At 60.5% G+C, this 20,296-nt stretch carries 23 protein-coding genes and 2 pseudogenes; 15 read left to right on the top strand and 10 right to left on the bottom strand.

Annotated elements, in window-relative coordinates; all coding sequences use genetic code 11:
• The first annotated feature begins 162 nt into the window (after positions 1 to 162).
• A complete protein-coding gene (locus tag RGV33_RS11085; RefSeq protein WP_322144303.1) occupies positions 163 to 414 on the top strand; it encodes a DUF1654 domain-containing protein in 252 nt (83 codons plus the stop codon).
• A 4-nt stretch (positions 415 to 418) separates the two neighbouring features.
• Positions 419 to 1,108, top strand: a complete 690-nt coding sequence (locus tag RGV33_RS11080) for an endonuclease I family protein (RefSeq protein WP_322144302.1) — start codon at positions 419 to 421, stop codon at positions 1,106 to 1,108.
• A gap of 45 nt (positions 1,109 to 1,153) precedes the next feature.
• Here the strand turns inward: RGV33_RS11080 and RGV33_RS11075 are convergent, their stop codons facing one another.
• The gene (locus RGV33_RS11075) at positions 1,154 to 1,531 is read right to left on the bottom strand and encodes an SPOR domain-containing protein (protein WP_322148656.1); all 378 of its coding nucleotides are present in this window, start codon (positions 1,529 to 1,531) and stop codon (positions 1,154 to 1,156) included.
• Positions 1,532 to 1,794: 263 nt separating this feature from the next.
• Between RGV33_RS11075 and csrA the strand changes: the two genes are divergently transcribed.
• On the top strand, positions 1,795 to 1,989 hold the full coding sequence (gene csrA / locus RGV33_RS11070; RefSeq protein WP_003192511.1) for a carbon storage regulator CsrA: 195 nt from the start codon (positions 1,795 to 1,797) through the stop codon (positions 1,987 to 1,989).
• Between the two features lie 120 nt (positions 1,990 to 2,109).
• Here csrA and RGV33_RS11065 read toward each other — a convergent pair whose 3' ends face one another.
• A complete protein-coding gene (locus tag RGV33_RS11065) occupies positions 2,110 to 2,568 on the bottom strand; it encodes a DUF2214 family protein (protein WP_322144301.1) in 459 nt (152 codons plus the stop codon).
• Between the two features lie 166 nt (positions 2,569 to 2,734).
• Here RGV33_RS11065 and RGV33_RS11060 point away from each other — a divergent pair, with 166 nt between their 5' ends.
• A complete protein-coding gene (locus RGV33_RS11060) occupies positions 2,735 to 2,989 on the top strand; it encodes a hypothetical protein (protein WP_322144300.1) in 255 nt (84 codons plus the stop codon).
• A gap of 54 nt (positions 2,990 to 3,043) precedes the next feature.
• Here the strand turns inward: RGV33_RS11060 and RGV33_RS11055 are convergent, their stop codons facing one another.
• A complete protein-coding gene (locus RGV33_RS11055; protein WP_322144299.1) occupies positions 3,044 to 3,721 on the bottom strand; it encodes an HAD family hydrolase in 678 nt (225 codons plus the stop codon).
• A 244-nt stretch (positions 3,722 to 3,965) separates the two neighbouring features.
• Here RGV33_RS11055 and RGV33_RS11050 point away from each other — a divergent pair, with 244 nt between their 5' ends.
• From RGV33_RS11050 to RGV33_RS11030, 5 genes are all read left to right on the top strand, one after another.
• Positions 3,966 to 4,178: a phage infection protein gene (locus RGV33_RS11050; RefSeq protein WP_322144298.1), complete on the top strand. Its 213-nt coding sequence runs from the start codon at positions 3,966 to 3,968 to the stop codon at positions 4,176 to 4,178.
• A gap of 167 nt (positions 4,179 to 4,345) precedes the next feature.
• Positions 4,346 to 5,116: an alpha/beta hydrolase gene (locus tag RGV33_RS11045; protein ID WP_322144297.1), complete on the top strand. Its 771-nt coding sequence runs from the start codon at positions 4,346 to 4,348 to the stop codon at positions 5,114 to 5,116.
• Between the two features lie 111 nt (positions 5,117 to 5,227).
• Positions 5,228 to 5,485: a DUF2790 domain-containing protein gene (locus RGV33_RS11040; protein WP_322144296.1), complete on the top strand. Its 258-nt coding sequence runs from the start codon at positions 5,228 to 5,230 to the stop codon at positions 5,483 to 5,485.
• A gap of 51 nt (positions 5,486 to 5,536) precedes the next feature.
• Entirely contained in the window at positions 5,537 to 6,208 is a 672-nt protein-coding gene (locus RGV33_RS11035; RefSeq protein ID WP_322144295.1) for a heavy metal response regulator transcription factor, read from the top strand.
• Positions 6,205 to 7,617, top strand: coding sequence for a heavy metal sensor histidine kinase (locus RGV33_RS11030; RefSeq protein ID WP_322144294.1), 1,413 nt, complete (start codon positions 6,205 to 6,207; stop codon positions 7,615 to 7,617). The genes RGV33_RS11035 and RGV33_RS11030 overlap by 4 nt, the downstream gene beginning before the upstream one ends.
• Here RGV33_RS11030 and pcp read toward each other — a convergent pair.
• Genes pcp through RGV33_RS11015 form a run of 3 tightly spaced genes read right to left on the bottom strand, consistent with a single transcriptional unit; the run spans position 7,610 to position 9,925 of the window.
• Positions 7,610 to 8,257 carry a pyroglutamyl-peptidase I gene (gene pcp / locus RGV33_RS11025; protein WP_322144293.1) on the bottom strand — a complete coding sequence of 216 codons (648 nt, stop codon included), beginning with the start codon at positions 8,255 to 8,257 and terminating at the stop codon, positions 7,610 to 7,612. The two genes, RGV33_RS11030 and pcp, sit on opposite strands and share 8 nt — an antisense overlap.
• Before the next feature lie 7 nt (positions 8,258 to 8,264).
• The gene (locus RGV33_RS11020; protein WP_322144292.1) at positions 8,265 to 9,215 is read right to left on the bottom strand and encodes a DUF979 domain-containing protein; all 951 of its coding nucleotides are present in this window, start codon (positions 9,213 to 9,215) and stop codon (positions 8,265 to 8,267) included.
• Complete coding sequence (locus tag RGV33_RS11015; RefSeq protein WP_322144291.1) at positions 9,212 to 9,925, bottom strand: DUF969 domain-containing protein; 714 nt, start codon at positions 9,923 to 9,925, stop codon at positions 9,212 to 9,214. The genes RGV33_RS11020 and RGV33_RS11015 overlap by 4 nt, the downstream gene beginning before the upstream one ends.
• Before the next feature lie 323 nt (positions 9,926 to 10,248).
• Between RGV33_RS11015 and RGV33_RS11010 the strand changes: the two genes are divergently transcribed.
• A complete protein-coding gene (locus tag RGV33_RS11010; protein ID WP_322144290.1) occupies positions 10,249 to 10,794 on the top strand; it encodes a hypothetical protein in 546 nt (181 codons plus the stop codon).
• 193 nt (positions 10,795 to 10,987) lie between these two features.
• Here the strand turns inward: RGV33_RS11010 and RGV33_RS11005 are convergent, their stop codons facing one another.
• On the bottom strand, positions 10,988 to 12,190 hold the full coding sequence (locus tag RGV33_RS11005) for an ROK family transcriptional regulator (RefSeq protein WP_322144289.1): 1,203 nt from the start codon (positions 12,188 to 12,190) through the stop codon (positions 10,988 to 10,990).
• Between the two features lie 212 nt (positions 12,191 to 12,402).
• Between RGV33_RS11005 and RGV33_RS11000 the strand changes: the two genes are divergently transcribed.
• Genes RGV33_RS11000 through RGV33_RS10990 form a run of 3 tightly spaced genes read left to right on the top strand, consistent with a single transcriptional unit; the run spans position 12,403 to position 15,843 of the window.
• A complete protein-coding gene (locus tag RGV33_RS11000; RefSeq protein ID WP_322144288.1) occupies positions 12,403 to 13,806 on the top strand; it encodes an APC family permease in 1,404 nt (467 codons plus the stop codon).
• A gap of 8 nt (positions 13,807 to 13,814) precedes the next feature.
• The gene (locus RGV33_RS10995; RefSeq protein WP_322144287.1) at positions 13,815 to 14,843 is read left to right on the top strand and encodes an ROK family protein; all 1,029 of its coding nucleotides are present in this window, start codon (positions 13,815 to 13,817) and stop codon (positions 14,841 to 14,843) included.
• The gene (locus RGV33_RS10990; protein WP_322144286.1) at positions 14,824 to 15,843 is read left to right on the top strand and encodes an SIS domain-containing protein; all 1,020 of its coding nucleotides are present in this window, start codon (positions 14,824 to 14,826) and stop codon (positions 15,841 to 15,843) included. Before RGV33_RS10995 ends, RGV33_RS10990 begins: the two co-directional genes overlap by 20 nt.
• 71 nt (positions 15,844 to 15,914) lie before the next feature.
• On the opposite strand, the gene RGV33_RS10985 is transcribed toward RGV33_RS10990, so the two are convergent.
• Complete coding sequence (locus tag RGV33_RS10985) at positions 15,915 to 16,544, bottom strand: flagellar biosynthesis protein (RefSeq protein ID WP_322144285.1); 630 nt, start codon at positions 16,542 to 16,544, stop codon at positions 15,915 to 15,917.
• Between the two features lie 102 nt (positions 16,545 to 16,646).
• Positions 16,647 to 17,168, bottom strand: a pseudogene (locus RGV33_RS10980) (helix-turn-helix domain-containing protein); the annotation flags it as partial.
• Between the two features lie 34 nt (positions 17,169 to 17,202).
• Here RGV33_RS10980 and RGV33_RS10975 point away from each other — a divergent pair.
• Together RGV33_RS10975 and RGV33_RS10970 are read left to right on the top strand one after the other, a co-directional pair.
• Positions 17,203 to 17,520 (top strand): annotated as a pseudogene (locus RGV33_RS10975) (FAD-dependent oxidoreductase); the annotation flags it as partial.
• 214 nt (positions 17,521 to 17,734) lie between these two features.
• The gene (locus RGV33_RS10970) at positions 17,735 to 18,838 is read left to right on the top strand and encodes an alpha/beta hydrolase (protein WP_322148655.1); all 1,104 of its coding nucleotides are present in this window, start codon (positions 17,735 to 17,737) and stop codon (positions 18,836 to 18,838) included.
• Positions 18,839 to 18,952: 114 nt separating this feature from the next.
• Here RGV33_RS10970 and gltS read toward each other — a convergent pair whose 3' ends face one another.
• Positions 18,953 to 20,164, bottom strand: coding sequence for a sodium/glutamate symporter (gene gltS / locus RGV33_RS10965; RefSeq protein WP_322144284.1), 1,212 nt, complete (start codon positions 20,162 to 20,164; stop codon positions 18,953 to 18,955).
• Positions 20,165 to 20,296 lie beyond the last annotated feature (132 nt).

Below are 20,296 nucleotides of genomic sequence, written 5' to 3'. Positions count from 1 at the left end.
CTGACTGCGCTTTAACTGCGCACAAAAAATCCTTTATAAACAAAGCCCTCCTACATCAATTCGACAAAAATATTGTCTGAAGAACTTCTTGGATTTTAAGCAGTTGCGAAATTGCCTACAGTTAAATACTGTATGCACGTACAGCCCAATAAGGAATCTTCCGTGGCAAAGCCCTCTTCCGCAGCACCGACACCTCCTGACGCGTACCAACGCCTGGCTGTTCGCGTGCAAAAAATCATCAACTCCACCAATGCCCAGAAAAACAAGGCCGCGTTGATTTTCCGTTTGCCGCAGGAACCGGAAGACGAGTGGGCACGACTACTGGAGGAAATTGCAGAGAACGATAACGTCACCCTCGCTTATCGCGATGATGGCGGCGTGCAGATTTTCTGGGTTGTGCCGAAGGAAGATTGAGTCAATGAGTGTCCGTTTTATCAGTGTGTTGTTTGTATTTTTTGCTGTCACCGCCCAGGCGCAAGCCCCCAAGACATTCAGCGAAGCCAAGAAAATCGCCTGGAAGCTGTATGAGCCGCAATCCACCGAGTTTTATTGCGGCTGCAAATACAACGGTAACCGGGTAGACCTGAAAGCCTGCGGCTACATCCCGCGCAAAAACGCCAACCGAGCGGCGCGCATTGAATGGGAACACATTGTTCCGGCCTGGCAGATCGGCCATCAGCGCCAGTGCTGGCAGGACGGCGGGCGCAAGAACTGCACCCGCAAGGATGCGGTATACAAGCGCGCCGAAGCAGACCTGCACAACCTGGTGCCGAGCATCGGCGAGGTCAATGGTGACCGCAATAACTTCAGCTTTGGCTGGTTGCCGGTACAAAGCGGGCAATATGGCTCGTGCCTGACCCAGGTGGATTTCAAGGCCAAGAAGGTCATGCCCCGCCCTTCCATTCGCGGGATGATCGCCCGTACGTACTTTTATATGAGCAAGCAGTATGGGCTGCGCCTGTCGAAACAGGACCGTCAGCTCTACGAAGCCTGGAACAAGACCTACCCGGTACAACCCTGGGAACGCCAGCGCAATCAAACCGTGGCCTGCGTGATGGGGCGCGGCAATGAATTTGTCGGCCCGGTGAACTTGAAAGCCTGCGGCTGAAGGTAAAAAAAGCGGGGGCGCCATGGCCTCCCGCTTACCGGTTGGTTACTGCGCAACCTTGTGTTCGATGACCTCGGACACGGTGTCATTTTTCTTCGCAGTCGCCAGTTTTTCAGTCAACTGCACCTGCTTCGCCTCGGCCTCGGCCTTGGTGCTGAACGGGCCCATCAGTACCTGGTCCTTACCGTCTTCCTTCGCCAGATAGAAACTGAAACCGTGTTCGAGCAGCCACGCCGTCAGGTCAGTGATCGCCTGCAGCTTGTGATCCGGCGGTCCCACCCATACATCCCATTCCTGGGACGCGATCGCACCGACCGCAGGTTGGGCCTGGGCAGGCGCCTCGACAACGGCAGGACTGGCCTTGGGGGTATCGACGCTTTTACCTTCACCGCAACCGGCCAGTGCCAACACCGCAATTGCCATCGCTACTTTACGCACTACCCTGCTCCTTAGAGGATCAAAGAGGCGACTTTATCATTCACTGGCTATTCTGGCCGTCATAAACGTTGGCTTAAACAATGCGAATGATGTATCGCAGACCTGTATGATGGCGCCATGGGAATTAATGCCGCCTCTATGCGTCCTAAAAGAGGCAGCCACAGGGAAGCGCTTCGCAGTAAGCTACACACATCCGACATCTGCCCTGTCTGAAACATGTGTCCTTCAAAGCAATCAAGGAGAAGTCCATGCTGATACTCACCCGCAAAGTCGGTGAAAGCATAAACATCGGTGATGACATTACGATCACCATTCTGGGCGTTAGCGGCCAGCAAGTAAGAATCGGCATCAATGCTCCAAAGGACGTTGCCGTGCATCGCGAGGAGATCTACCAACGTATCCAGGCGGGTCTGACAGCTCCGGACAAAAACCAGACACCTTGAAGCGCCTCCAGTAGCCAGCCCTTTCGTTCACTGTAACGGCTGGCGAAAACCTCTTTTGGCCTGTTCGCGGCTTACCGTGACCAGCGCGTCATATGCCCTGCTCCCCGTGCCAGGCTATCGTCAGCCCAGGCCGACGCCGCGCGCCATGCCGCTCGCCGCAACCATCATCAACACAATCATCAGTGCCTGGATATGGCTGATGCGCGCAAATAACCCCGCCCGGTTTAAATCAAGCGGTGTGCCACGCGCCAACCTGACTCGCCAATGGACCAACCGGATCATCGGCGCAACTTCCAGCAGCAAAATAATCAGCAGCAACGCCATCTTCACGTGAAACAACGGCTGGTGCAGGTAATATTCAGTGCCCTTCTCGTAACCGCCAAAGGCTCGAAGGCCGCCGGTTACCAATAACGCCAGGGCGCTGACTCCCCAAATATTGTCTGAGATCAACACGCGGCGTACGGTAGAAGGCTGATTATCCGCCAGGCATCGCAAAGCTTTGCCCCGGGCCAGCACTGCCGACAATGCCATGGCGAATGCCAGCAAATGGATGGCTGCCAAAAACCACTTAACGAACATAGGGCGTACTCCTCTTGTGTAATAGGCAGGAACACTTCTCAGTAATAGCCGCAAGCAGCCTTCTACGCAGGCAAGCACTCACCAGCACGCGGAACTTGTCGGGGATTGGAGAGCCAAATTGCGTAATCAATACCCTTCGGTCTGCGGTGCACTCAGGAGCACGCTGATGAGACGAGTGGGCAAACAGCCTTATATATCCAAGTCCTGGCTGATCGTCGTGCTGATCAGCCTGGCGTTTATCGGGGTCGAGTATGGCCTGAGGTTTGAGTTCGAAGACAACCGCCACGCCCACTCCTGGCTGGACCTGGTGCTGTTTTTGGGTGCTTACCTGTTTATTTTCTGCGTCAAGCCGATTCATGCCGTCATTCATCGAAAGCTGGACCGACGTGCCCCGCAAGATCGCCACAATGCCTCGCCTTGATGTTTGCGCCAGCGGCAAAGGCCGGCCCGGGTAACCGGGCCGGTCTTTTTCACATCAGGCGCCCAGGCGCTGTAAATGCAGAAGGCCGGTTTCGTCTCGCCAGGCCTGCAGGTGCTCATACCCGGCAATCGAGGCATGGTCTGTGGCCATGGGTGTGAGGTGCGTCGAGGTCACCACCATCACATCCGCCCCCGCCGCTTCGCCGGCACGAATCCCGACGCTGGCATCTTCAAATACCAGGCAGTCCTGCACCGGTACTCCCAGCCGCTGCGCACCCAGCACATAACAGGCCGGGTCAGGCTTGCCGCTGGCGACATCTTCGGCCGTTACCATCACCGCCGGCGGCTCAATACCGGCCGCCTGCATACGCCGTAGAGCCAAGGCCTTGGGCGCAGAGGTGACCAGCGCCCATTGATCGCCGGGCAGCGCGTTGAGAAATTTCACCGCACCGGCAATCGCCACCACGCCTTCCACATCCTCGAGTTCGGCCTCGGTGATCCACTGTGCCTCCGCCTGAGGGTCGACCCCGGGCAACGCCTGGCGGGTGATGGTATCGATGGCCCGGGCGCCATGGATGGTCTTAAGGAAGGCTGCGACGTCCAGCCCATGGCGTTCAGCCCATGTGGCCCATACACGCTCGGCGGCGGCAATGGAGTTCAGGAGTGTGCCATCCATATCGAACAGGAAGGCGCGGTAACGGTTGGCGAATACAGCTGAATCGCGGGTGGACACTGCTCGGCTTCCTCTTGCTTTCGTCACCCGGTGTTGGGTGCTGACGAACCACTTGCCTGGTGCAATCTACGGATCGGTCCAAACGCTGTAAACCTTCCCGTGGTTTTGTATCGGACTGTATGGAAACCCTGCCCGGATACGCGAACCTGCAGTTCACCACGCCCAGGCACACATGGCGGATACACCCCGGGGATTAACTACGACCACCAGCCAGCCCGGCTGACTTACTCGCAGGAGCACCCCCATGTTTAAACTCTCGAAAGCATCTTCCCTGATATTCGGCCTGGCTGTAATCGCAGGCCTGGGGCTCTCGTCCATGGCGTCGGCCAGCAGCCATGCCGCCGTAGCCAAGGCCCAGCCATCCCACTTGCTCGCCGAGGGCGGCGCCGACCGCCTGCATGAGCGTGGCCTGGCAGAAGGTGGCGCCGAGCGCCTGCGGGAAGCCCGCATGGCCTGATGCGTCACCGACCACCCTTGAACCGGGGCGGCCTTGCAACTGCCCCTTGCATTACAAACTTGTCATTAAGCTGTAAGTGTTGCCAGCACTCTCACTTCATACAGTGAAGTCGTCAGTCACCCACACCGGGTGGCCCAACTTCCCACTGATAGAAGCGAGCCCGCCCCATGAAACCTGCAAGCAAACTCTGCCTGATCGCCGCCAGCCTGTTGATGCTGGGTGCCGGCGCCGCCGTGGCTGGCCCGATTGCACCGGTAAAAGCCAACAACGTGGTGCTGGTACACGGCTCCTGGGCTGACGGCTCAAGCTGGTCCGAGGTGATCACCCGCCTGCAGGCCGCCGGCTTGCACGTGACCGCCGTGCAAAACCCGCTGACCTCGGTGGCAGATGACGTCGCCGCGACCAACCGCGTACTTGATCAACAGGACGGTCCTACCGTGCTGGTCGGCCATTCCTACGCCGGCACCGTGGTCAGCGACGCCGGAGTCAACCCTAAGGTCAGCTCCCTGGTGTACGTCGCCGCCCGCGCCCCCGACGCCAATGAAGACTTCGTCGCCCTGTCCGCCAAATACCCGAGCACACCCGTACGTGCGGGTGTGGTGGAGCACGACGGTTACCTGACGCTGAATCAGGACGCCTTCCTCAAATACTTCGCCGCCGACGTGCCCCGCGCCAAGGCCATGGAGCTCTTCGCCGTCCAGCAACCCATCGCCAAGACCCTGTTCAGCGGTCGCACCGTCAACGCCGCGTGGCACACCAAGCCGTCCTGGTATGCCGTGTCCAGCAACGACCAGACCATCAACCCGGACCTGGAGCGCTTCCTCGCCAAGCGCATGAACGCCACCACCATCGAAGTGCCGTCGAGCCACTTGTCGCTGGTGTCCCACGCCAAGGAGATCAGCGACCTGATCCTTGAAGCGTCTGGCCGCCAGCCTTAAGCCCTTCATTACGAACTTGTCATCATCCTGTTGGCTGGCTGTTTGTGTCGCCTGGTTACTGTGAACTCACTGCCGGATACCGGCAGCCAACCCTTAAAGAGAGATACCGCCATGAAACTGTTTATCCTCGGCTTTGCTGCCCTTGTCGCCACCGGTTCGGCCTTCGCCGGTACCACTGCCGCCACCTCGATCATCCATGACAAAGCCGGCTTCTTCATGCACATGGACGTGGCCAAGGTGCTCTCCAGCACCGACACCTACGGCCAGTGCGGCATTGTCCCGGCCCGCCTCGACTACCTCGACAGCCAGGGCCGCGAACACGTGCTGGACTACCAGGTACAGGGCATCGGTTGCCCCAATGACAATTGATCGGGCTACACTTGCGCCACGCACAACCGGCACATCACCAGGGCAACTCCCATGAATATCCTCGTAGTCGAAGACGAGCCCAAGGCGGGCAACTACCTGCTAAATGGCCTTCAGGAACTGGGTTACTCCGTGAGCCTCGCCCGCGACGGTGTGGACGGTTTGCACCTGGCCCTGCAAACCCCGTTCGACGTAATCGTGCTGGACGTAATGATGCCGAAGATGGACGGTTGGGAAGTGCTGCGCCGCCTGCGCAAGGAAGCCGACACCCCGGTGCTGTTCCTGACCGCCCGGGACGACATTGCCGACCGCATCAAGGGCCTGGAACTGGGCGCTGACGATTACCTGATCAAGCCATTTTCCTTCGCCGAACTGGTGGCGCGCCTGCGCACCCTGACCCGGCGCGGGCCTAGCCGTGAAGAAGAACAACTGCAGATCGCCGACCTGCAGATCGATGTACTCAAGCGCCGCGTCACTCGCGGCGGCGTGCGCATCACCCTGACCAACAAGGAATTCGCCTTGTTGCACTTATTCGCTACCCACCAGGACCAGGTGCTGTCGCGCTCACTGATCGCATCAAGAGTGTGGGACATGAATTTCGACAGCGACACCAACGTGGTCGACGTGGCCGTGCGCCGCCTGCGCCTGAAAATCGACGACCCGTTCCAGCTCAAGCTGATCCACAGCGTGCGCGGCATCGGCTACCGCTTCGACACGCAACCATGAGCAAGCCCCGGCATTACTCCCTGACGCTGCGCCTGGCGCTGATCTTCGCCTTGCTGGCGTTTGCCCTGCTGGCGACCCTCGGCGTGGCGCTGTACCGCGAGCTTGAGCGCGAGCTGATCCACCGTGACGACGCCGCGCTGATTTACCGGGTCGACCAACTGCGCAACCTGCTGAACGACAGCAACACCCTGGACCTGATCAAGACCAAGCCGGAGCTGTTCCAGAACATGCTGGGCAACCGCGAGTCGGTACTGAGCATCGCCTCACCAGGTCAGAAGCCGTTGCTGGAAGTGAACCCCGGCAACATTGACATGCCCGACGTTGCCCCGGTACCCAAGGACCACACCCTGGAGTTCGCCGACGTGCAACACTTGCCCGGCATCAACGGCGTGCCTTTCTCCACGCTGGCCGCCACCATCGACTCCGGCGACCTGGGCAGCCTGCAAGTCACCACCGGGCGGCTGATGACCGAGCGCACTGCCGTGCTCGCCAGCTATAGGCTGAGTGTCTACATCCTCGCCAGCCTCGCCGCGATGGTGCTCGCGGTGATCGGCTACTTGCTGGTGCATCGCGGCCTGCTGCCGCTGCGGCGCCTGGCGGTGCATGCCCAAGGCATCGGCGTCGGCAACCTCGCCGCACGCCTCGACAGCCACGGCGCACCCAAAGAGCTGCTGCCGATGATTGACTCCTTCAACACCATGCTTGAGCGGCTGGCCAAGGGTTTTGTGCAATTGGGCCAGGTGTCCACCGACATGGCCCACGAACTGCGCACGCCCATCAACAATTTGCTCGGCGAAACCCAGGTGGCGTTGCAGCAACACCGCAGCGTCGAGGCCTACCAGCAACTGCTGGCCTCCAACGTGGAAGAACTCGAACGCCTGGCGCGCATGCTCGACAACATGTTGTTCCTGGCCCGCACCGACCCCGCCAGCGCGCTGCGCCAACGCCAGGAACTGGATGCGGCCGACGAAGTGGAACGCATGGCCGACTACTTCGAAGGCCTGGCGGGCGACGTCGACATCAGCATCCTCGCCAAGGGCGACGGCGTGATCTGGGCCGAACCGATGCTGCTGCGCCGCGCCTTGGCCAACCTGTGCGCCAACGCCATTAAATATGGTGCGCCGAGTTCCGAACTGTTGATCCAGGCCACGCCCAATGCACAAGGCATCAACCTGAAAGTCAGCAACCTGGGCACGACCATCCCGGCGGAGCATTTGCCGAGGTTGTTCGAGCGGTTTTATCGCGTGGATGAATCCCGGGAGCGCTCGGCGCACTCCAATGGGTTGGGGCTGTCCATCGTCGCGACCATCATGCAGTTGCACAACGGGCGCTACAGCGTCAGCAGCGAGGACGGCGTGACGTGCTTCGAGTTGTTTTTTCCAAGGCGCGAAACTGACAACCTCAGCTGACTTGCCCACCCGTTTCAGTAATATCCACCGGGGTATTCCAGGCCGCCAGCACTGCAATCCGCAACCCTTCAACCTGAGCCGCCAACGCCATCGAGGGCGGCTCCGGCAGGCGTCCCGCCACCTGTTCGGGCAGCCACGGCACATGGATGAAACCGCTGCGCACCGCCGACCCGGCAAGCGCATGCTGCAACAGGTAGAACACCTGATTGCACACGAAGGTACCGGCGGTTTGCGAGACACAAGCCCCAATGCCGGCCTCACGCACAGCCTTCACCATGGCCTTGGCGGGCAAAGTGCTGAAGTAGGCTGCGGGGCCACCGGGCACCACATCTGTGTCGATAGGCTGCTCGCCCCGGTTGTCCGGGATCCGTGCGTCGTTGAGATTGATCGCGACCCGTTCGATGGAAATATCACTGCGCCCGGGGCCCAACCCGGTCGCAATCACCATCTGCGGGCGATGCTCGGCCAGCAGTTCAGCCAGGCACTCGCCCGCAGTGGCAAAGGCGCAGGGCAACTGCCCCGCGACAATCCGCACATCGGTGTCCAACTGCACACCGTCCAACAGGCGGACTGCCTCCCAGGACGGGTTGATCAGGTCATGGTCAAACGGTTCGAAACCCGTCAGCAATACAGTACGCATCACAGCCTCACATCAGCAGGTAGAGCAGGACAATATTGACCACCAGCATCATCAATGCGGTCGGCATCTGCGCCTTGATAACCGCGTTTTTATCCGGCAGCTCAAGCAACGCCGCCGGGACAATGTTGAAGTTCGCCGCCATCGGTGTCAGCAGCGTACCGCAGTAGCCGGAGAACATCCCGATCGCAGCCATCACCGCCGGGTTGCCGCCGTAGATACCCACCAGCACCGGCACGCCGACGCCGCCGGTCATCACCGGGAAGGCGGCAAAGCCATTGCCCATGATCACGGTAAACAGCGCCATGCCGAGCACATAGACCATCACCGCTACCAGCTTGTAATCCAGGTTGATGTAGGTGGTGGTGACGTGCGCCACGGCCGTACCAACCCCTGCTTCGTTGAACAACAGCCCGAGCATCGCGAGCATCTGCGGCAGCACCATCGCCCAACCCAGCGCTTCGGTCAGGCGGCGGGACTCGCGAAGGGCTTGTACCGGGGTGTCACGTGTCAGCCAGCACGCCAGCGCCAGCGCAATCAGGCAGCCAATGCCCAGGGACACAAAGGTGGTGTTTTTCGGGTCCAGCAGCGGTACACCGCCAATCTCGGTGTGTTTGAGCAGCACCGAGCCGATCACCGTAGTCAACGGGATGGCCAATGCCGGAATAAATAATTTATGCCCCAAGCGGCCAGCGCTGGCCCGCGCAGCCTTGTCATGCAACTGGGCGTGTGCACCGCGGCCTACGCCGCCCAGGCCCGCGATGAGCGCCATCACCACTACACCCACGCCGACCACCACCGAGGGCAGACGCTCCCCGACTAAAAACGGTATGGCAAACAGCAGCCAGAACAACGAACTCGACCAGCGCTTGGGGTGGGTTCGGTCCATCAGGATCATCCCGGCGGTGATCACCAGCAGAACGCCGGCCAGCCAGTACAGGTATTCAATGGAGATAATCATTGCACCACCTCCGCCGGCCTGGCCGAGGGCAGCGCTCGGGTCAGCATTCGGTCGAAACGGTGCAAGCGGATGGCGTGGATAATGAACGCGCAGATGGCCGTCGGGATGCCCCAGACCGCAATGTGCAAAGGCTCGACGTCAACCCCCGAACCCAGCAGGAAGGTGTGCATCAGCGCAATCGCACCAAAGGCCACGAAGATGTCCTCGCCAAAAAACAGCCCTACGTTGTCGGTCGCCGCGCACATGGCCAGGACCTTGTGGCGAAGCTTGTCGGGAAGTTTGCCGTAGCGTTTTTCTGCCGCGCCTTCCGCCATCGGCGCCAGCAACGGCCGCACCATCTGTGGGTGACCGCCCAGGCTGGTCAGGCCCATGGCCGCTGTGGTTTCACGCACAAACAGGTAGATGATCAACAAGCGCCCGACGGTGGCCCGTTCAAAACGCGCGATCCAGTTTTGTGCATGCAGCCGTAATCCATGGCGCTCCAGCAAGCCAATCACGGCCAGGGGCAATAACAGGATCAGTTGCAAGGCCCGGGTCTGGAGGAAACCGTCACCCATGGTGGCGAGGATCTTTTCCAGCGGGAAGTGGGCGGCAAACCCGGTGGCAATCGCCGCTGCCGTAACGACCAACAGCGGGTTGATGCGCAACACAAAGCCAACCACGATGACGAGTACGCCAATCAGCGGCCATAGGTTCACAATAGTTTGCATGGCGGTGAGGTCCTTAAGTGCGCGCTGCGGCGCCAGTAAAGCAGGGAGTGAACAAAGGGGTTCACTGCAAGAAAACGGCGCGCAGCCCGGCTCGGTTTTTTATTGTTGACCTGGAAGGTCGAGCGTCAGTGGCGGCATCTTTGCTGCTCGGGGCGGGAGGTGTCCAACAAGAAAAACTGTTGCTGCAAACCAATAAAGTTTGTGGGTGTTAGAGGGCATTTGGCAGTCATCGCTTGCCAGACGGCAAGCGGTTCAAGCATCGTAGCCGCCCCACCCGATGGGGTGGCCCGCCCTTTCTCAATTGTTGTGGATACGCAAATTCAATGAAAACCTCCAAGGCGCTCTACGCCCTGTCGTTCGCTGTTGCCCTCTCGATGCTGGGTGGCTGCGCAGCCAAGGTAAAAAGCGGCGGTACAGACGCGCTGGCCATTGCGGAACCGGCCAAACAAAACCTGGTAGTAAGCTTCAAAGGCAATGCAACCGTCGAGCAAAACCAGGACTGGCCACTGCTCAAGCAACAATGGGGCGCGGCCCTGCAAACCGAAGCGCAGCAGGCCGGTTATAGCCTCAAGGAAACGCCAACCATCAACACCGGCAGCGCCGATGGCGTGGGCATCACCATCAACGTCAGCAAGTTTCGCTACCTGACTGCTGGCAGCCGCTACGCGGCAGGTGCCTTGGTGGGTAACGCGTGGGTCTTCTCGAAGGCTGACTTTTGCGACTTGAAGTCCGGCGCACCCCTGGGCGCACGAACCTATGAAACCGAATCTTCGGCCTGGGAAGGCGTGGCGTCGGCCATGACCCAGAAGCAGGTCCAGGCGATTGCCAAACAGGTCATCAGTGATATCAAGAACGCCAAGGCGCAGTAATCGCCTGGCGGGCATCCATATGTTTTGTGTACCTGTGACGGCGCCGGGCTGAAAACGCCCGGCGTTGGCATTGCTCTCTGAAGAGGCTCAGGTACTTGAAGTCTGACCAGGGCTGGACGGCCTGGTCACCCTATAACGCTCAGAGGCGCGTTCAAGAGTTTTTCGCAATGGGCCAGACTTGCGATAGCTCTTTTTATTCCGGCTTGAGCAACGCCTCATAGTCCGGGCTGATCTCCGCCAGAATCATCAATGCTGCAGCGCCCAGCGCCACGGCGTCGTGCCCGGCGGTGCCCATTTGAATGCGGGGGTGCAGGCGATCGGAGCGGCTGCTGATGGAGCGGCTCAAAGGCTCGAGGCGGGCGATCAGCCGGACCAGGATCGGTTGCGGCAGGAAACCACTGATGAGGATGGTTTGCGGGTCGAGTACCGATTCAAGGATGTTGATGGCCTGCTTCAACGCGGGTGCCGCTTCGTCGAGCCAGGCATCGACGCCCTCATTGAATTCCTGGTCATTCATGTCCCACGCCGCCAGGTCCTGCTCGGCCGGGTGCCCCAAATGCTCCAGCAGCGCAGCAATGGAAATATAGCGCTCCAGGCAGCCGTGATTACCGCAATAACAGGCCTTGCCGTCAGGCACCACGGTCATGTGGCCGATCTCGCCGGCGTTGTGCCAATGCCCGGAATACAGGCGGTTATCCAGGTACAGGCCAGCCCCCAGGCCGCTGCCGATGAACAGATGCACGAAGTTATGCAGGCCGCTGGCGATTCCATACAGACGCTCGCCCATGGTCGCCGCGGTGGCATCGTTTTCAATCAGCACCGGCAAGCCGATGTCGCGCTGCAACCGCAGCGGGATACCCGGGTCGTCCCAGCCGGACATTGCCGTGGGGCCCACGCAGGTCATGCCTTCAACGCTGAAAGGCCCTGGCAAGGCAATGCCAACACCGAGGAAACGTCCGCCCGGGCGTTGCCGGCAGAAGTCTTCTACGCAACCCACGATCAGCGGCAAGGCCTGTTCGAACGTCGGGTAGCTGACCGTCAACGTCACTTGCGCCACCGTTTCGCCGAGCAGGTCGAGCAGCACGGCAATAATGCGATGCTGCTCAACGTGAAACCCGATCGAATAACCGCCCTCGGGGTTCAGCGACAGCGGCACGGGTGGCTGGCCACGTCCGCCCTTCTCTGCCGCGTGCGCCAGCAAAACACCTTCTTCCTGCAACTCGGTGACGATGTTCGACACCGTCTGCGCCGTCAGCGAGGTCAACCGTGTGAGGTCGGCACGGGTCAGGCGGCCGCTCTGTCGAATGGCTTCCAGAATCACCCGGCGGTTGTGCTGCCGGGCATGTTCGGCGTTGGTGCCGGTGGTCACCGCACGTTTGAGCTTGGGATTTTTCATGGGGTGATAATCCGCTGCCCCGATTAATTAAATCAAGTTGAATTAATACTCGAGCCGTGCTTTTCTTAGCACCTCGCACGATTGCACCTACAGCAATCTGCGATTACGCCCCATAAAAACAATGACGGGTCGATAGAAGCCCTTGATGGCACGCAACCTCTTTGCAACTGCCCCCAACCCCTTCTGTCATCCGATTAAGAGGTCGTTCCCCCATGAGCACGTTGACACCCGTCGATCCGGACTTGCCCAACGGCAAACGCAAAATCGGTCTGTTCCCCGCCATCACCCTGAACATGAGCCAGATGTGCGGCGTGGGTCCGTTTATCACCATCCCCACCATGATCGTGATCATGGGCGGCCCCCAGGCTTACCTCGGCTGGATCCTCGGCGCCTTGCTGGCCCTGTGTGACGGCCTGGTGTGGGCCGAACTCGGCGCCTCCCTGCCCGGCGCGGGCGGTACCTATAACTACTTGCGGGAAGCCTTCGGCAAGCGCACAGGTAAGCTGCTGCCGTTCCTGTTCGTGTGGACGGCCATGTTGTTTATCCCGCTGATCATGTCCACCGGCATCATCGGCTTCGTGCAGTACCTGACGTGGTTCTGGCCGAACATGAGCCAGACCGCCGGCAACCTGATTGGCCTGGCGGTGATCTGGCTGGTGATCGTGATGCTGTGGCGCAAGATCGAGTCCATCGCCAAATTGAGCATCGTGCTGTGGGTGATCATGCTGATCAGCATCGGTGCATTGATCGCCGCGGCCTTCACCAACTTCCATGCAGACCTGGCCTTCAGCTTCCCCGAGGGCGCATTCAACCTCGGCGACAGCAGCTTCTGGCTGGGCATGGCCGGCGGCTTGACCATCGGTATTTATGACTACCTGGGCTACAACACTTCGGCGTACCTGGCCGGTGAAGTCGAGCAACCAGGCCGGGTGATTCCCAAGTCGATCGTGTTTTCGATCCTCGGCATCCTCGCGGTCTACCTGTTGATGCAAGTGGGCGTCCTGGGCGTGGTGGACTGGCACCGCATGCTCGACCCCGAATCCCCCGCCTATAAATCGGTGGCCTCGGTGGTGCTCAGTGAAACCTGGGGCAGCACCGCCGCCGGGATCGTCACCGTATTGATCCTGATCACCGCCGTGGCCTCGGTGTTTGCCGGGCTGCTGGGCGGCTCCCGGGTGCCGTTCGAAGCGGCGAAAGACAAGGTGTTCTTCAACGCCTTCAGCAAGGTCCACCCCAAGCACGAATTCCCGACCTACGGCATCCTGAGCATGGGCCTGCTGACTTCCGTAGGGTTCATGATTGGACGCCTGACCGACCTGAACACGCTGATTCAGCTGCTGACCACGGTGATGATCCTGGTGCAGTCAGTGGCGCAGATCATCTCGCTGCTGGTGCTGCGCAAGACCAAGCCGCACCTGGCCCGGCCGTACAAAATGTGGCTATACCCGGTACCGGCGATTATCGCGCTGCTGGGTTGGGTTTATATCTATATGGCGTCCAACCATAACGCCCCCGGCGCCTACCCTATCCAGTGGTCGCTGGTGTGGGTAGCGGCCGGCAGCGTGGCCTATCTGCTGTGGGCGCGCGTGCAAAAACTGTGGCCTTTCGATAAGTGATGAGCGTTATGCACGAACCATTGGAAACAACGGGCGCTGCGGCGCCCCCGCAAGGGCTGCTGCTGGCGATTGATGTCGGCGGTACCAAGACTCAAGTGGCTTGCTACGACATTGCAAGCCGGCGCATGAACACGCGGATCCTCGCCACCCACGCCGAGGGTTTGTCCGGCGCGCCGGCACTGCAACGCATCCTGGATGCTGCGCAGGCCTGCGTGGCCGAGTTCGACAGCCTGCCGGTGTTGAGCGTGGCGGCGGTGTTCCCCGGCGTGGTGCGCGGGCCCACCTTACTGATGGCGCCCAACACACCGGGCTTCGAGCACCTCGACCTGCAAGGCTTGATCGCCCGGGCGTTTGGCAATGCCCCCGTGGCACTCGACAACGATGTAAAGGCCGGCGCCCTGGCCGAAGTCCGCTGGGGTTCGTTGGCCGGTGTCGACAACGCAATCTACCTGAACCTGGGCACCGGCCTTTCGGCGGCGGCGATTGCCAACGGCAAACTGATTCGCGGCCACAACGGCGCCGCCATGGAAATCGCCTACCTGCTGTCACCGTTTCTCGACCCGGCGCTGCCTGATCAGTGGCGCACCTACGAGCACGGCGGCGCACCGCTCGAAGAACTGTTTTCCGGTAATGCCTTAAGCGAGTTGGCGGTGCAGATGCTCGGGCACGGGCATCAGGCGCTGGACCTGTTTTCCAGCGTTGACCCCCAGGTGCGTCAGGCGCTGGAGCTGCGCATCGCCGCGTGCGCCGTGCAAGTGGCCAACCTGGCGGTGGCGCTGGATGTGGAGCGCATCGCGATTGGGGGCGGCCTGTACCGCCAGGCCTCGACACTGGCGCCGATTCTCGAACAACTGATCCGCCGCGTAGTGCCCTTCCCGCCCACCATTGCCGCCGCGCATTTCACCCACGACGCACCGCTGTGGGGAGCCCTGAGCATGGCCATGGAGGCCGTCGGCCTGAACGCCATCGCGCAGCAGGTACTCAATGCCGGCAACACCCTTTATCAGGAGATGAGTCATGTCATTGATGCAGAGTGAAACCGCGTCGATCCCGGCGATCCTGCAACGCATGCTCGATGATGACCGCGCTGTGCGCACACTGGCCGCGCAGTTGGCCAGCGACTTGCCCGAACTGATCATCACCGTCGCGCGCGGCAGTTCGGACCACGCCGCCGCCTATTTCAGCTACGCGATGATGAGCGTGGTGGGTATTCCCAGCCTGTCGATCCCGCTGTCGTTGGTGAGCCTGCAACACCCGCCGCTGCGCCTGAAAAAATCCTGGGTGGCCGCCTTTTCCCAGTCCGGCAAAAGCCCGGACTTGATCGACAGCGTGAAGTATCTGCAACAACGGGGTGCGGCCTCGGTCGCACTGGTCAACACCGCAGACTCGCCACTGGCGGCCATCACCGGGCATGAAATCCTCTTGCCCGCCGGCCTGGAGCAAAGCGTGGCGGCGACCAAAAGCTATGTAGCGATGTTAATGGCAAGCGCTCAAATCATGGCCCGCCTGGCCGCCGATAACACCTTGGGCCAAGCGCTACTCTCGCTGCCACAGCAGATGAATGAAGCCGCGAGCGAGGACTGGTCACCGGTGCTCAACGTATTGCAAAGCGCCGACAAGATGATCGTGATCGGTCGCGGTGCTGCCCTGCCGATTGCCCAGGAAGCCGCGCTCAAACTCAAGGAAACCTCAGGTATTCAGGCCGAAGCGTTTTCCAGCGCCGAGGTCCGGCACGGGCCGATGGAAATCATTGAAGAAGGTTATCCCGTGCTGGTGTTCGCCCCTTCGGGGCCCGAACAAGCAGGCACCCTGGCGTTCGCCGACGACATGCGCGCACGCGGCGCCAAGGTGATGGTCGTGGCGCCACGGGGCACCGCTTGTGCGGGGTTGCTGCCCAGCGTTCCAACCGCGCATCAATTGCTGGAGCCGTTCACCATGATCCAGGGGTTTTACTTGATCGCGGCGCAACTGGCCGTGGCGCGCGGGCGTAATCCGGATCAGCCGAGGTTTTTGCAGAAGGTCACGCAGACGCATTGAGCCAAGGCGGGTATTCACCCGGCATCCATGGAAATAGCCCGGCCATTAGAGGCCGGGCAATCCATCGTCCATCAGAGTTTCTTGAGGGTTGCCTGGGAGACTTCCTGAAGCCCTGCCTCGGTGATTTTCTTCCAGTCGCTTTCAGTCACCGCCTGCATGCTTTCCTTCTTGCGAGTGATCACCTCCAGCGTGTTGGGCGCTGAGGTTTCGATTCGCAGATGAGATTTGTTGTTCACGTCCACCGAAAAGAAGCCTGGCGTGAACCACGACCAGAACTCTACGATATGTACCTTCACGGGCTCTGCACCGCTGCCATTGGCTTCAGTTACCACTTCATAGCCGGCCTGCTTGTAAGCCAGGGCTACGGACTCACTGACCAGTTGCGACACCGTACGACCTGACGGCAACAATACATCGCCAAGGCCTTTTCCATAGCTGTTGCGCTTGCGGGCGATGGCGCGCTCGGTGATGGATTTATCCGTGACTTCGTCGTTTTTCAGCGAAGGAATGTCGGCTTCGGGAGGGTCAATCTGGAACACGCGCTCGTCCACAGCGCTGATCAGCACCTTTTTGCCATTGCTGGCTGCCGCGACATGACCGGCGCTCAACGGCGCAACAGTCACATCGACTTCCGAACGGCTTGTGGCGCAGCCCGCCAACACCATCAGTGCCACCATCCCCAACGCTACCCGAACACTCATCTGAATCACCTATTCCATATCGCCGTCATTGGCTAGGCCGGGATCGGCCGCTGGGGATTGTATCCGAGTAATGGCAATTCAGCATCACCGTGCATATTGGTATTAACTGCTGGTTGCCTGCCGATACTGGCGCGGCGTAAACCCGGTCAACGCCTTGAACTGCCGGGTGAACGCGCTGTGGTCGGTATACCCACATTGCAGCGCCACTTCGGTGATCGGCATCTCGGTATGCAGCAGCCGGTGCGCATGTTCCAGGCGCACCTTCTGGATCATCTGGCGGGGCGTCAGGTGGAACACGCGCTTGCAGTAGCGCTCCAGCTGCGCCACTGAAATCCCGGCGATCCGCGTCAGTTCACCCAGCGTGACCCGCCGATTGAAATTCGCCCGAATGTACTCATCCACCGCCGCCAGCCGTTGATACGCCGGGTGGGTTTCACTGGCGGTTTGCAGGTCGACCGAGATGCCCGCCAAGCCGATGATTGCGCCGTCGCGGCGATACAGCGGCCATTTGTGCGTCAGGCACCAACCCGGCTCGCGGGTCCCGTACAGGTGCAATTCCAGTTGGTCTTCCAACACAAATCCCTGCTCCAGAACCCGGCGATCCTGTTCGGTATAGCCGGGCCCCGGTCAAGGCCGGCGAATTCGACCGTCCCCGCCAACCGCAGGCCTTCGGTCACGCCCGCCCAACATGCAGCGCGCGTGGCAGTTGCATCGGTTGAGCCAGGGGTTGTTCCGACGTGACTTGAATGCTGAAGACGCGACACCGTGGATGGGGTTTCGGCCCTCCCTGCCGGATTCGCTGCCGATTATCGACAAGGTGTGCAAGGGCAAAGTGTTGCTTGCGTTTGGGCATCAGCACCTAGGGCTGACACAGGCGGCGGTGACGGCGGAGTTGATTGCACGGCTGGTGTCGCCTGTGGCGGCAATGTCCAATGGGCTGCCGGCACTCGAACCCTACCGGCTGGACCGTTTTTGAGGTCATAAGAAACGTCTTGCTACTGTTTGGCACTATCGGCCATACCTGGCAGGTAACTATCGTGCATGACCTTACGGTGATGCCCCGCTGAGAACCTGCCTTGAACAACACACCTTTTATGCAGCCCCGCCAATTGATGCGCAAAACGCTCTGGAGCGTCACTTACGCCATCCTTGCCCTTTTGCTTGGCAACGCCGCGTTCGCTGACCAGGGCATGCCGCTGGGCCAGAAGTCATTCGAAGCGTACCGCCTCGATACCCTGCAATGGCTGCGCGAGCATCGTGATTTCCAGGGCTGCGACAAGGAAGCCGAACTCAACTGGAATGCGCCCCAGGAGTGGCGGCCGGCTGGCGCGCCCAAGCGCGGTATCATTCTTGTGCATGGCCTGGGCGATTCCCCTTGGTCCTTCCACGATATCGGCAGCGCACTGGCCGCACGCGGCTTTCTGGTAAGGACCGTGCTGCTGCCCGGACACGGCACACAACCGGCCGACATGCTGCAAGTGCGCATGGAAGACTGGCGCCGGGTGGTAGACGAACAGGCGGCGATACTGCGCGCAGAAGTCGGCGAGATTTACCTCGGTGGCTTCTCCACTGGCGCCAACCTGGTGCTCGACTACGCCTACAAACACGACGACGTCGCCGGGCTGCTGCTGTTCTCCCCTGCTTTCCAGTCCAGCATGACCTACGATTGGCTGACACCGTTTATCAGTTGGGCACGCCCCTGGCTGCTGGCGCCCGACGCGAGCCGGCCACAACAGAGCCTGGTGCGCTACATGACCGTGCCCACCAATGGCTTCGCCCAGTTCTACCGCAGCAGCCGAGTGGCTCGCCAGGACCTGGCGCATCGTACCTACGACAAGCCGGTGTTCATTGCCGTCGCCGCCCACGACTCAGTGCTGGACACCCACTATGTGCTGGAAACCTTTCAGCAGCGCTTCAGTAACCCTCACAGCCGCCTCGCCTGGTACGGCACCCTGCCCGCGGATGCCTGGGACACCTCGCGCGTAAAAGCGCGCACCGACTACCTGCCGGAGCTGCGGATCAGCCAGTTCTCCCACATGGGGTTGCTGTTCTCACCCGACAACGCGCTTTACGGCGAACACGGCAGCCTGCGTTTTTGCTGGAACGGCCAGGCGCAAGAAGCCACCCGGGCGTGCGAACAGGGGGCGGATGTGTGGTACTCGGACTGGGGTTACCGTGAGCCGGGCAAGATGCATGCACGGTTGACGTTCAATCCGTACTTCAACTGGCAGCTTGGGTTGATTGATGAGGTGTTGGGCAATCTTGCGCTGGCGGGGGAGAAAACCGTGCGTTGAAACCCTTTCACATCCCTTTCACAATTAAACGCCTATGGTTTATCTGCTCCTGGTGAAACCCTAAAGCCCGCGCTCCCCATCGCGGGCTTTTCTTTGCCTGTGATTTACCCAGCGTCAGCCCGCAACACCCAGAAACGGTAGCGCCAGATACAACTTGATCACGATCGCGTTAGTGATATCGATGAAAAACGCCCCCACCATCGGCACCACCAAAAATGCAATCTGCGACGGTCCGAAGCGTTGGGTAACTGCCTGCATGTTCGCAATCGCCGTTGGCGTAGCGCCGAGCCCGAAACCGCAGTGCCCCGCAGCCAGCACCGCCGCATCGTAGTTGCTCCCCATGACCCGGAACGTCACGAAAATCGCAAACAGAGCCATCATCAACGCCTGGGCAGCCAACAGGATGAAAATCGGCAGAGCCAGCGCGGCCAGGTCCCAGAGCTTGAGCGACATCAACGCAATCGCCAGGAACAACGACAGGCTGACGTTCCCCAGCACCGACACTTCGCGCTCAAACACTTGGTGCCAGCCCAGTGCCGACAGGCCATTACGCAGCACCACACCGACAAACAAGACACACACGAACGTCGGCAGCTCAAATGCCGTGCCCTGGATAAACCCACTCAGGAATGTGCCCACTTGCAGGCTGATCGCGAGCAGCGCCAGGGTCTCGATAAACGAGAACGAGGTGATCATGCGTTCTTGATTCGGTTGCTCAAAACCCTTTGGCCCAATCGGTTGTACCGGCCCCACGCCCGGCACCTGGACCCGCTTGATCAGTAAACGAGCGACGGGGCCACCAATCAGGCCGCCGAGCACCAGGCCAAAGGTCGCGGAAGCAATCGCCAGCTCGGACGCCGAGGCCACCCCATACTTGTCGCTGAACACCGCGCCCCAGGCCGCACCCGTGCCGTGCCCGCCCGACAGCGTAATGGAGCCCGCCAACAACCCCATCAGCGGGTCGAGCCCCAGCGCCGTGGCCAACGCGATCCCCATCGCGTTCTGGACCACCAGCAGCATCGTTACCACCAGCAGGAAAATCCCCAACACCCGCCCGCCCTTCTTCAGGCTGGCGAAATCCGCGTTCAAGCCAATGGTGGCAAAGAACGCCAGCATTAGTGGTGTCTGCAGTGAAGCGTCAAACCGGACCTCGATGTCAGCGAGCATACGCAAAGCCAGGAGCAGCACCGCCACCACCAAACCACCGGCCACCGGCTCTGGAATATTGTAAGTGCGCAGGAAACCAATTCGAGCGACCAACCCGCGCCCGAGTAAAAGCACCAGGGAGGCGGCGACCAGCGTGGAATAAAAGTCGAGTTGAAGCATGGGGCAGCTCTCTGTAGTTATTTAGGGGAATCAGGCCCGGACTATCGATCCTTCGGGACAACGCGGTAAGAGTAGTAGTACGACGCCGTATCTAACCTCGGAAAGGTCTTAATTTGGCGGAACAAAATCCGT

This window comes from Pseudomonas sp. Bout1, assembly GCF_034314165.1.
Lineage (GTDB): Bacteria > Pseudomonadota > Gammaproteobacteria > Pseudomonadales > Pseudomonadaceae > Aquipseudomonas.
This window is presented reverse-complemented; position numbering and strand designations above follow the sequence as displayed.